Source organism: Azospirillum sp. TSO5 (assembly GCF_003116065.1).
Taxonomy (GTDB): domain Bacteria; phylum Pseudomonadota; class Alphaproteobacteria; order Azospirillales; family Azospirillaceae; genus Azospirillum.
This window is the reverse complement of record NZ_LGQY01000049.1, coordinates 41,728-52,095: the sequence shown is the minus strand read 5'-3', so window position 1 is coordinate 52,095 and position 10,368 is coordinate 41,728. Positions and strand designations below refer to the sequence as shown.

The following is a 10,368-nucleotide window of genomic DNA, read 5'->3' as shown; positions in this document are numbered from 1 at the left end:
GGAGGAGCGGGGCGGGGAAGCGGGCGGGTAAGCGGATGGGGGCGGGTACGTGGATCATCCATGACGTCCGCCGCCCTGTGCGGGCATGACCGATTCATGAATTCGCGTCCAGAAAGCGCCGCGGCGGTTGGCTGGCGCCGGCCGGGGCTGGTATCCCCTGGCGGGGCACACAGCTATAGGGCGATTGCCGGGCCATGGGGCGACGGGGACCCTTGCCCCGCGCGGCGTAGCCATGCTTAATCCCCTGCGGAATCGGGCGCGGAGCGGCGGATGGCTCCGATGCCGCAGACCATGCGAAACGGGCGCCGGCCCATCGGCCGCCCATTTGTTGCGAAGCATCCGCCGGAAGGAAACAGACACGCCATGGTTCAACGAGTGTTCCGCACCGCGCTCCTGTCGGTTGCCGCCTGCGGCATCGCGCTGGCCGCCCACGCCCAGACGCCTGCCCCGCAGACGCCGGCGCCTGCCACTCCCGCTCCGGCCGCTTCGGCGCCGGCCGCCGCTCCGGCTGCGTCCACCCCGGCCGCGACCACTCCGGCCGCCCCTGCCGATCCGGTGGTCGCCCGCGTCAATGGCGAGGAGCTGCACAAGTCGGACGTCACCCGCATGGTCTCGCAGCTGCCGCCCCAGGTGCAGCAGATGCCGATCGAGATGATCTATCCGGCGGTGATCGACCAACTGATCAGCGGCAAGCTGGTCTCCTCGGCCGGCTACAAGGCCGGCCTGGCCGATTCGGCCGAGGTGAAGGATGAGATCAAGCGCGCCGAGGAGCGCGCGGTGCAGCGCGCCTACATCCAGAAGGAAATCAAGGCCCGCGTCACGCCCGAGGCGCTGAACAAGGCCTATCAGGATTACCTGAAGGAGAACCCGGCGCAGGAGGAGGTCAAGGCCGCCCACATCCTGGTCGAGAAGGAAGACGAGGCCAAGGCCATCATCGCCCAGCTCAAGAAGGGCGCCGATTTCGCCAAGCTGGCCAAGGAGAAGTCCAAGGACGCCGCCGCCGCGGCCCAGGGCGGCGACCTCGGCTACTTCACCAAGGACGCGATGGTCGAACCCTTCGCCAAGGCCGCCTTCGCCATGAAGCCGGGCGAGGTCAGCAAGGAGCCGGTCAAGACCCAGTTCGGCTGGCACATCATCAAGGTCGAGGACAAGCGCACCCAGCCGCAGCCGACGCTTGAGGAAGTGAAGCCGCAGCTGGAGCAGTCGCTGTCGAAGGACATCGTCACCGCTCTGGTCGAAGAGCTGCGCGGCAAGGCGAAGGTCGAGACCTTCCAGATCGACGGCTCGCCGATGCCGAAGGAAGAGCCGGCCGCCGCTCCGGCGACCCCGGCCGCTCCCGCCACTCCGGCGGAGCCGGCGAAGAAGTAAGGGGACGGGGGCGTATTGCCCCCACCCTAACCCTCCCCCGCTTCGCAGGGGAGGGGACTGCCGCCACTCTGCCGAGCAAGCGCTCAACTCCCTCCCCTGCGAAGCGGGGGAGGGTCGGGGTGGGGGCAAGAGTCCGCGCTCCGACAACTCCCCACCACGCCACCACCACTCCCCACCACGGGAATTCCCTCCATGGCCACGACCCTCTCCCCCTTGGCTCCCGCCAGCTTCCCGACGCTGCCGCCCATCGCGGGCGTGCGCATCGCCACGGCGAACAGCGGCATCCGATACAAGGGCCGCGACGATCTGCTGCTGGCCGTGCTGGATCCCGGCACCAGCGTGGCGGGCGTGCTGACCCGGTCGCTGACCTGCTCGGCGCCGGTGATCTGGTGCCGCGACAGCCTGCCCAAGGGCTCGGCCCGCGCCGTGGTGGTGAATGCCGGCAACGCCAACGCCTTCACCGGCAAGGCGGGCGACGCCACCGTGCAGGCGACCGTCACCGCCGCCGCCGATCTGGCCGGCTGCGCGCCCGACGAGGTCTATATCGCCTCGACCGGCGTGATCGGCATCCCGCTGGCCGCCGACGCCATCGGCAAGTGCCTGGCGCCGATGGCCCCGACCCTTGCCGCCGATTCGGCCGCGTGGGAGAAGGCCGCCCGCGCCATCATGACCACCGACACCTTCCCGAAGGGTTCGGTGCGCACCGCCAAAATCGGCGGGACGACGGTGACCATCGCCGGCTTCGCCAAGGGCTCCGGAATGATCGCGCCGGACATGGCGACGATGCTGGGCTTCGTCTTCACCGACGCCGCCATCGCCGCCACCGCGCTGCAGGATATGCTGTCGGAATTCACCGAGCGCACCTTCAACGCCGTCACGGTCGACGGCGACACCTCGACCAGCGACACGCTGCTGCTGTTCGCCACCGGCAAGGCAGGCAACGCCCCGGTGACGAGCGCCGATGCCGCCGAGCTGGCGGAGTTCCGCGCCGCGCTGGAGGATCTGCTGCTCGATCTGGCGCTGCAGGTGGTGCGTGACGGCGAGGGGGCAACCAAGTTCATCGCCATCACCGTGCGCGGCGCCGACAGCGACGCCGCCGCCAAGCGGATCGGCATGACGGTGGCGAACTCGCCGCTGGTCAAGACCGCGGTGGCCGGCGAGGACGCCAACTGGGGCCGCATCGTCGCCGCCATCGGCCGCGCCGGCGAACGCGCCGACCGCGACCTGATCAAGATCACCGTCGGCGGCACCCTGATCTGCGCCGACGGGATGGAGGTCCCGGGTTACGACGAGACGCCGGTCGCCGCCCACATGAAGGGCAAGGAGATCGACATCGACATCGACTTGGGCCTCGGCAAGGGAACGGCGAAGGTGTGGACCTGCGACCTGACGCACGGCTACATCGACATCAACGGCAGCTATCGGAGCTGATCGCCAGCGGAGTTGAGTGATGACCGCCTGTTTCGATCCCAGTTCCACCCCCGCCCGCGGCTCGCTGCCGGTGCTGATGGTGGTCGCAGTGGCGCTCGTCGATGCCGACGGGCGCGTGCTGCTGGCCCAGCGCCCGCCCGGCAAGTCGCTGGCGGGGCTGTGGGAATTCCCCGGCGGCAAGGTCGATGCCGGGGAAACGCCGGAGGCCGCGCTGGTGCGCGAGCTGAAGGAGGAGTTGGGCATCGACACGGCGGCAAGCTGCCTCGCGCCCTTCACCTTCGCCTCCCACAGCTACGAGAGCTTCCATCTGCTGATGCCGCTCTATGTCTGCCGGGTGTGGGAGGGTGACGTGATGCCGCAGGAGGGGCAGAGACTCGCCTGGGTCTACCCGAACCGAATGGGCGATTACCCGATGCCGCCGGCCGACGTGCCACTGGTGGCGATGCTGCGGGATTTGCTGTAGCGGCCAATACCGCGCGTTGAAAATCGGGGCGTGCGGCTGTATATTTTTCGGAGGTGGCCGGCGGGTGCTGCTACACCCACCGGCACTCTCCCGGTGTTTAGCGACGGATCAGGCGGATTTCGATCCGCCATCGCCGCCACTGGAGCACCAGGAAGAAGGGCATTTTGCTCATGCCACCTTCCTCCTTCTGAAACGGCGGATGGCCAATCCATCCGCCGTTTTCAGTTTACACGCGGACGATGAGCTGACGCTACTGTTTCACACCAATGTGTGGTGGTGCCGGGGCAGGTCCGACCTTTGTTCCCGGGCGTGTCCCTTTGCGGCTTTGCCCCGGGGGCGATCTGTGCCACATGATGGGGCGTTGAGACGACAAGCCGGATTTCCGGCACCACTTTCCTGAACCGCATCGGCGTGGATTCGTTGTTTTCCTACAGCAACCCGGGTGCGTCGGACGATGCCCTCGGTCAACGGCCGGCCACGGCGCTCGACGCGCTGCGGACGGTGTTCGGCTACGACTCCTTCCGCGGCCAGCAGGCCGACATCATCGACCATGTGGTGCGCGGTGGCGACGCGCTGGTGCTGATGCCGACCGGCGGCGGCAAGTCGCTGTGCTACCAGATCCCGGCGCTGGTGCGCGACGGGGTGACGGTGGTGGTCTCGCCGCTGATCGCCCTGATGCGCGATCAGGTGACGGCTCTGCGGGAGCTTGGCGTGCGCGCGGCCTTCCTCAACTCCTCCCTCGGCCCGGCGGAGGCGCGGGAGGTGGAGCGGGCGATGGTGCAGGGCGAGATCGACCTCGTCTATGTCGCGCCGGAACGGCTGGTGACGCCGCGCTTCCTCGACCTGCTCGACCGCACCCGGCTGGCGCTGTTCGCGCTGGACGAGGCGCATTGCGTGTCGCAGTGGGGGCATGACTTCCGCCCCGAATATCTGCAGCTGTCGATCCTGCACGAACGCCACCCGATGGTGCCGCGCATCGCGCTGACCGCCACCGCCGACGTGCAGACCCGCGCCGAGATCAAGGACAAGCTGGGGCTGACCGACGCCCGCGTCTTCCTGTCCAGCTTCGACCGGCCCAACATTGCCTACCGCGTGGTGCCGAAGAAGAGCGAGCGCCAGCAGATGCTGGCCTTCCTGCGCGAGAACCATCCGGAAGACGCCGGCATCATCTATTGCATGTCGCGCAACAAGGTGGAGGATGTCGCGGCCTGGCTGAACCAACAGGGCCGCGAGGCTCTGCCCTACCATGCCGGGCTGCCCGCCGAGATACGCGAGGCCAACCAGGACCGCTTCATCAAGAGCGAGGGTCTGGTGATGGTCGCCACCGTCGCCTTCGGCATGGGCATCGACAAGCCGAACGTCCGCTTCGTCTGCCACCTCGACCCGCCCAAGAGCCTGGAAGCCTATTATCAGGAGACCGGCCGCGCCGGCCGCGACGGCCTGCCCGCCAACGCCTGGATGGCCTACGGCATGGCCGACGTGGTGATGCTGCGCCAGATGTTGGAACAGTCGGAGGCCGGCGACAGCCACCGCCGGGTGGAGCGCGGCAAGCTGGAGGCTCTGCTGGGCTTCTGCGAGACATCGGACTGCCGCCGTCAGGTGCTGCTGAACTATTTCAACGAGACGCTGCCGGAACCCTGCGGCAACTGCGACACCTGCCTGGACCCGGTCGAGACCTGGGACGGCACCATCGCCGCGCAGAAGGCGCTGTCGGCGGTCTACCGCACCGGGCAACGCTATGGCGCCGGTCACCTGATCGACGTGCTGGTCGGCAACGCCACCGAGAAGGTGGTGCAGCAGCAGCATGACCAGTTGAAGACCTTCGCCGTCGGCAAGGATTTGACCAAGGTCGAATGGCAGTCGGTCTACCGCCAACTGGTGGCGACCGGGCTGCTGACGGTTGATCTGGAGGGCTATGGCGGCTTCCGCCTGACCGATGCCGGGGTTGCCGTCATCAAGGGTCAGCGGGTGGTGAAGCTGCGCAAGGACCCGGTGCTGGAACGCCGCCGCGGCGTCCACGACGCCCTGCGCCGCCACACCGCGCGGGGCGGGTCCATCGGCGGCGGATCGAGCGGGGAGGGCGTGTCGCGCTCCGGCGCCCGCGGTGCGCTGTCGGCTGCCGACGACGCGCTGTGGCATGCGCTGAAGGACTGCCGGACGGCGCTGGCGAAGGCGCAGAGCGTGCCGCCTTACGTGATCTTCCACGACAGCACGCTGTTGGAGATGGTGGCCCAGCGCCCCCGTGACCACGCTGCCTTCGCCCATCTGCCGGGGGTGGGCGGCCGCAAGCTGGAACGCTACGCCGATGCCTTCCTGGAGGTGATCCGGCAGCACGGGTGAGGCGTTCGGGTGCATGGCAGGCTTGAGGAGGGGCGGTCGATTTTTCCGAAATTCACCGCTTGCATCCCGCGAAGCACCTCGCTATGTTCCGCGCCACAACGACGCCGCAGTAGCTCAGGGGTAGAGCAACTGATTCGTAATCAGTAGGTCCGGGGTTCAAATCCCTGTTGCGGCACCAGTTTTTTTCAAGGGCTCGGCAAGCAATTGCCGGGCCCTTGATCGTTTACGGGTTGTTGCGGTTTTGCCCGTTGCGGCACTGGTCAATCGAGTGCTTGGCAGTAGCCAAAAACAACTCGGGCACCGCATCCCCCGACACGGCGCCCGCCACTCACCCCACAATAACCCTCAGCCTCACTCCACCGCGTAAGGCGGCTTGGTGTAGCCCGCCGGCGACAGGGTGAAGATCTCCGCGCCGTCGGCGGTCACGCCGATGGAATGCTCGAACTGGGCGGACAGCGACTTGTCCTTGGTCACGGCGGTCCAGCCGTCGCCGAGGATCTTCACGTCGGGGCGGCCGGTGTTGATCATCGGCTCGATGGTGAAGATCATGCCTTCCTTCAACACCAGGCCCTCGCCCGGCTTGCCGTAATGCAGGACCGACGGCGGCTCGTGGAAGACGCGGCCGACGCCGTGGCCGCAGAAATCGCGCACCACCGAGAAGCGGTGGGACTCGGCGAAGGTCTGGATGGCGTGGCCGATGTCGCCCAGCGTGGCGCCCGGCTTCACCGCGGCGATGCCGATCATCAGCGCATCATAGGTGACGTCCACCAGCTTGCGCGCCTTCACGCCGACGTCGCCGCACAGATACATGCGGCTGCTGTCGCCGTACCAGCCGTCGACGATGGGCGTGACGTCGATGTTCAGGATGTCGCCGTCGACCAGCCGCTTGTCGCCGGGGATGCCGTGGCAGACGACGTGGTTGACCGAGATGCAGTTGGCGCGCGGGAAGCCGCGATAGCCCAGCGGAGCGGGGATGCCGCCATGGTCGCGGATGAACTGCTCCAGTAGGCGGTCAAGCTCGCCCGTGGTGACGCCCGGCTGCACATAGGGGACGATGTAGTCCAGTGCCAGCGCGGCCAGACGGCCGGCCTTGCGCATGCCTTCGAATCCCTCCGGACCATGAAGGCGGACGCGGTTGGATTCGACGTGATCCTGTTCCAAGACGAAAGCCCCTATGCCAAGTAACCAAAAGCCGGATGCCGAAGCCCGCCGCAGCCCTAAAGCCGGATCGGCAGCGGCCGGTCCAATTCAATCGATTCGGGCGTGATCGCGCAAGACCAACACAGCGCCTCCACCCCCGAATCCAATGCGCGGCGCAGACCATCATGATACGTCGGATCGAGATCGGCCGCCGTGCGGAAATGGGTACAATCGCCGCGCTGGACAAGGTAGAGCATGACCGCGCGGCAGCCCTGGGCCACCATCGCCGCCATCTCCTCCAGATGCTTGGCGCCGCGGGCGGTGACGCAATCCGGGAACTCGGCGGCGTCACCATGGGGGCCGTCGGGGCGGCGGAGGTGGACGTTCTTGACCTCGACATAGGCGGGAGGCCGGGGAGCGGACTTGGCCGGGTCGTCCTCCAGCAGCACGTCGATGCGGCTGTTGCGGCCGTACTTCACCTCGCGCCGCAGCCGGTCGTAGCCGGCCAGCTCCGGGATGGTGCCGGCCGCGATGGCGGCGGCGACCAGCGCGTTCGGGTGGCCGGTGTTGACGCCGACCAGCCCCTCGCCCCAGAGGGCGGCGGCCTCCACCAGTTCCAGCGTGTAGGCCAGCTTGCGGTTCGGGTTGTCGGAGCGCGACAGCCAGACGGCGGAGCCGGGAAGGTCCAGCCCGATCATGCTGCCGGAATTGGGGACATGCGCCGTCACCTCCACCCCGTCCAACAGGACATCGGCGAGAAACCGCTTGTAGCGGCGGATCAGGCGGCCTTGAAGAAGGGGGGTGGGAAAGCGCATCTTGGCGGCGACGCTACCCTTGGCCTTCCCGCTCGACAAGAGCGTTCCACGGAGACCCCCGCCGCCATGACGTCCGAGACCGCAGAAAACCCGGTTGCCGCAAATCCCACTGCCGCCGTCCTGGTGATCGGCAACGAGATCCTGTCGGGCCGGACCAAGGACGCCAATCTCGGCCACATTGCGGAGAAGCTGACGGAGATCGGCGTGCGGCTGCGCGAGGCCCGCGTGGTGCCGGATGTGGAGGAGGAGGTCGTCGCCGCGGTCAACGCGCTGCGCGCCCGCTACACCTATGTCTTCACCACCGGCGGCATCGGCCCGACCCACGACGACATCACCGCTGCCTGCGTCGCCAAGGCCTTCGGCGTGGCGCTGGAACGCAACCCGGAGGCGGTCGCCCGGCTGGAGCGCCATTACGCCGCCGGCCAGCTGAACGAGGCCCGGCTGCGCATGGCCAACGTCCCGGCCGGCGGCATCCTGATCGACAACCCGATCAGCCAGGCGCCGGGCTTCCAGATCGGCAACGTCTTCGTCATGGCCGGCGTGCCCAACATCATGCGGGCGATGCTGGACGGCATTTTGCCGCGGCTGGCCGGCGGGCCGGCGCTGCATGCCCGCACGGTGGCCTGCGAGCTGGCGGAGGGGGTGATCGCCGCCGAGTTGTCCGCTCTGCAGGACCGCCATCCGGCCCTGGAGATCGGCAGCTATCCTTACTTCCGCGCCGGCTTCTTCGGCGTCAGCCTGGTCCTGCGCGGCACCGACGAGCAGGAATTGGCGGCCGCGACCGACGAGTTGGCGGAGATCGTCCGCCGCCTGGGCGGTACGCCCACCGTCACGGTTGGTACGAAAGGGTAATCGGGCTATGACTCCGGTCCAAATGACGGTTATGTCGGCGGATCGATTGTCGAGGACCGTTTAGGTCCTATATTAACAAGCTGTCATCCAAATCAGGTTTGCCGCGGGAGCCCCGCCATGAAGAGCTTCGAGAAAGCAGCGCTGCTGTTTCTTCTCCGCCATCTGTTCGCCGGCATCGTCGGCGCCGTGGTGCTGGCGACCGGTCTCTTGTGGTTCGACGTCGCTAAGCTGGCGACGTTGATCGGCAACAGCGACTATGGCATCACCGCCACGGTGATGCTCTATGCCGGTCTGATGCTGACCTTCGGCAGCGTGTCGATGGGAATCGGCATCATGACGATGAACGAGGACACCCGTCCTTAATCAGAGGCCGAACGGTCCGAATCGGTTATAGACCCAGACCAGGGCGACGATCAGCGCCAGCCACAGCGCGGCATTGCGCAGCACGACTCCGCGGTTCCGGCGAAGGGCGGCCGGCACCACCAGGACCGCGACCATCAGCAGCGCCACCAGCGACATCCATTGCGTCTCGCTCACGCCGCCTCCCTCCCTATGCCGGCCCGGTCCCGGGCCTGTCTCCCAGTTGCGCTTCCTTCGATATGGGAATGCCTGTGGTTTTGCGAAGGCCTCTTGACCCGCAGCCCCGCGATTGTCTAAGTCATGACCACGGAACGGTGCGTTGCATATCGAGGTATGCAATCTGCGCGCGCGGCGCGGGACCGCTCCGTGGACGTGAGCTTTGCCGTACGGATCCGGTCGCATGGGCTGGATTGCGATGGCAGAGTCCGGGGCGCGGGCGTGGCGAAACCGGTAGACGCAAGGGACTTAAAATCCCTCACCTCTTGGTATGCGGGTTCGAGTCCCGCCGCCCGCACCATCTTGCCGAGCGATGGCCTTCCTGACCGATGTGGGAGCATCCCGACGGGCGTGGAGTGGTCGGGAACCCACCCAGGCCCCACCCATGCGGCTTCCGCACCGGCGGTCGCTCAATGCCCTTCGACCGGGCCGCAGGTCCGACGGTGGGCCAGCAGGCAGTCTTCGGTCTTCGACTGCCGCATCAAGGCGTTCATCAGCCAATAGCCCAGCACGAGGACGATCATGATGGCGATGGCGGCGCCGAGATTGGCGGCCATGCGGGGGCGATCGTCGTTCGGCGGCATGTCGGGCATCACGTCTTGCCCGGCTTCCGCTTGGTCCGGCCGTTGGCCGCCTCGCCCTCCTTGCGCTGGAGGAACAGGCGGCCGGCCTGCATCGCGGCTGCACGGTTGATGTAGGTGCCGCAGTCGAAGCGCTGGCCGTTGAACATCACCGTCAGGGTGAAGCTCTGCGGAGCGACTTCATCGACAATGATCGAGGAAGGGGCAGTCGAGGGGGAGGCGGGCTTCATGCGGCGGTCTCTGCTTCTTGCCTGCGGCGTAAGGATTCATACGTCCCCGGCTACGCGCAGGCCAGAAGCTTCGACGAGCCCGCCGCCCGATCAGCGTTCCACCTTTCCGCCGGCATTGGCCCAGGCGGCGAAGCCGCCGCGCAGGCGGTTGATGGTGCCGGTGTAGCCGGCGGCCATCATGCGCTCCGCCGCCGGGCCGCAGCGCATGCCGCCCTGGCAGTGGAAGACCAGATGCTTGCCCGAGTCGGTGGGCACGCGCGACGGGTCGAACCGCGACAGCGGGTTCAGGATCGCGCCCGGAATGTGGCCAGCGGCGTGCTCGTGCGGTTCGCGGACGTCGACGATCACCGCCTCGCCCTTGGACTGCCATTGGATCGCGGTCGCCGCGTCGATCTGCTGGATGCGGCCGGCGCCACCCTGTCCATCCGAGGGAGCGGCGGGAATCAGGCGGCGGAAAAGCGAGCACAGCGACATGGTTCGTGGTCCTTGCAAAGGGGAGAGGGGGCGGCCGCGGACGGCCCTTGACCTATAGATTAGTATATTCTAATTTATTGTCAATGAATGGCGGTGCC

The 10,368-nt window shown here is 67.4% G+C and carries 12 protein-coding genes and 2 tRNA genes; 8 read left to right on the top strand and 6 right to left on the bottom strand.

Annotated features, from left to right (window positions below):
- The first annotated feature begins 363 nt into the window (after positions 1–363).
- From TSO5_RS14620 to TSO5_RS14600, 5 genes are all read left to right on the top strand, one after another.
- Positions 364–1,368, top strand: coding sequence for a peptidylprolyl isomerase (locus TSO5_RS14620; protein ID WP_109152249.1), 1,005 nt, complete (start codon positions 364–366; stop codon positions 1,366–1,368).
- A 192-nt stretch (positions 1,369–1,560) separates the two neighbouring features.
- Positions 1,561–2,799, top strand: coding sequence for a bifunctional glutamate N-acetyltransferase/amino-acid acetyltransferase ArgJ (gene argJ / locus TSO5_RS14615; RefSeq protein ID WP_109152248.1), 1,239 nt, complete (start codon positions 1,561–1,563; stop codon positions 2,797–2,799).
- Positions 2,800–2,818: 19 nt separating this feature from the next.
- A complete protein-coding gene (locus TSO5_RS14610; RefSeq protein ID WP_109152247.1) occupies positions 2,819–3,262 on the top strand; it encodes a (deoxy)nucleoside triphosphate pyrophosphohydrolase in 444 nt (147 codons plus the stop codon).
- 411 nt (positions 3,263–3,673) lie between these two features.
- Positions 3,674–5,602 carry a DNA helicase RecQ gene (gene recQ, locus TSO5_RS14605; RefSeq protein ID WP_109152246.1) on the top strand — a complete coding sequence of 643 codons (1,929 nt, stop codon included), beginning with the start codon at positions 3,674–3,676 and terminating at the stop codon, positions 5,600–5,602.
- A 103-nt stretch (positions 5,603–5,705) separates the two neighbouring features.
- Positions 5,706–5,780 (top strand) — tRNA-Thr (locus TSO5_RS14600).
- Between the two features lie 173 nt (positions 5,781–5,953).
- Here TSO5_RS14600 and map read toward each other — a convergent pair.
- Both map and sfsA read right to left on the bottom strand, forming a co-directional pair.
- Positions 5,954–6,763, bottom strand: coding sequence for a type I methionyl aminopeptidase (gene map, locus TSO5_RS14595; protein WP_109152245.1), 810 nt, complete (start codon positions 6,761–6,763; stop codon positions 5,954–5,956).
- 56 nt (positions 6,764–6,819) lie between these two features.
- Positions 6,820–7,557, bottom strand: a complete 738-nt coding sequence (gene sfsA / locus TSO5_RS14590) for a DNA/RNA nuclease SfsA (protein ID WP_109152256.1) — start codon at positions 7,555–7,557, stop codon at positions 6,820–6,822.
- Between the two features lie 66 nt (positions 7,558–7,623).
- Here sfsA and TSO5_RS14585 point away from each other — a divergent pair, with 66 nt between their 5' ends.
- Together TSO5_RS14585 and TSO5_RS14580 are read left to right on the top strand one after the other, a co-directional pair.
- Entirely contained in the window at positions 7,624–8,409 is a 786-nt protein-coding gene (locus TSO5_RS14585) for a molybdopterin-binding protein (protein ID WP_109152244.1), read from the top strand.
- Positions 8,410–8,526: 117 nt separating this feature from the next.
- Positions 8,527–8,772 carry a hypothetical protein gene (locus tag TSO5_RS14580; RefSeq protein ID WP_109152243.1) on the top strand — a complete coding sequence of 82 codons (246 nt, stop codon included), beginning with the start codon at positions 8,527–8,529 and terminating at the stop codon, positions 8,770–8,772.
- Here the strand turns inward: TSO5_RS14580 and TSO5_RS32940 are convergent, their stop codons facing one another.
- Entirely contained in the window at positions 8,773–8,946 is a 174-nt protein-coding gene (locus TSO5_RS32940) for a hypothetical protein (protein WP_169055020.1), read from the bottom strand.
- Positions 8,947–9,201: 255 nt separating this feature from the next.
- Between TSO5_RS32940 and TSO5_RS14575 the strand changes: the two genes are divergently transcribed.
- Positions 9,202–9,286 (top strand) — tRNA-Leu (locus TSO5_RS14575).
- Positions 9,287–9,395: 109 nt separating this feature from the next.
- Here TSO5_RS14575 and TSO5_RS14570 read toward each other — a convergent pair.
- The 3 genes from TSO5_RS14570 to TSO5_RS14560 form a co-directional block, all read right to left on the bottom strand.
- Complete coding sequence (locus TSO5_RS14570; protein ID WP_109152242.1) at positions 9,396–9,578, bottom strand: hypothetical protein; 183 nt, start codon at positions 9,576–9,578, stop codon at positions 9,396–9,398.
- Positions 9,578–9,796: a hypothetical protein gene (locus TSO5_RS14565; RefSeq protein WP_109152241.1), complete on the bottom strand. Its 219-nt coding sequence runs from the start codon at positions 9,794–9,796 to the stop codon at positions 9,578–9,580. The genes TSO5_RS14570 and TSO5_RS14565 overlap by 1 nt, the downstream gene beginning before the upstream one ends.
- A 90-nt stretch (positions 9,797–9,886) precedes the next feature.
- Complete coding sequence (locus tag TSO5_RS14560; protein ID WP_109152240.1) at positions 9,887–10,270, bottom strand: rhodanese-like domain-containing protein; 384 nt, start codon at positions 10,268–10,270, stop codon at positions 9,887–9,889.
- Positions 10,271–10,368 lie beyond the last annotated feature (98 nt).

Excerpts from the sequence above, each read along its gene's own strand:
- TSO5_RS14565 (WP_109152241.1), bottom strand. The coding sequence starts at position 9,796 with ATGAAGCCCGCCTCCCCCTCGACTGCCCCTTCCTCGATCATTGTCGAT.
- TSO5_RS14610 (WP_109152247.1), top strand. The coding sequence starts at position 2,819 with ATGACCGCCTGTTTCGATCCCAGTTCCACCCCCGCCCGCGGCTCGCTG.
- argJ (WP_109152248.1), top strand. The coding sequence starts at position 1,561 with ATGGCCACGACCCTCTCCCCCTTGGCTCCCGCCAGCTTCCCGACGCTG.
- TSO5_RS14570 (WP_109152242.1), bottom strand. The coding sequence starts at position 9,578 with ATGCCCGACATGCCGCCGAACGACGATCGCCCCCGCATGGCCGCCAAT.
- sfsA (WP_109152256.1), bottom strand. The coding sequence starts at position 7,557 with ATGCGCTTTCCCACCCCCCTTCTTCAAGGCCGCCTGATCCGCCGCTAC.
- TSO5_RS14585 (WP_109152244.1), top strand. The coding sequence starts at position 7,624 with ATGACGTCCGAGACCGCAGAAAACCCGGTTGCCGCAAATCCCACTGCC.
- TSO5_RS14560 (WP_109152240.1), bottom strand. The coding sequence starts at position 10,270 with ATGTCGCTGTGCTCGCTTTTCCGCCGCCTGATTCCCGCCGCTCCCTCG.
- TSO5_RS14620 (WP_109152249.1), top strand. The coding sequence starts at position 364 with ATGGTTCAACGAGTGTTCCGCACCGCGCTCCTGTCGGTTGCCGCCTGC.
- TSO5_RS14580 (WP_109152243.1), top strand. The coding sequence starts at position 8,527 with ATGAAGAGCTTCGAGAAAGCAGCGCTGCTGTTTCTTCTCCGCCATCTG.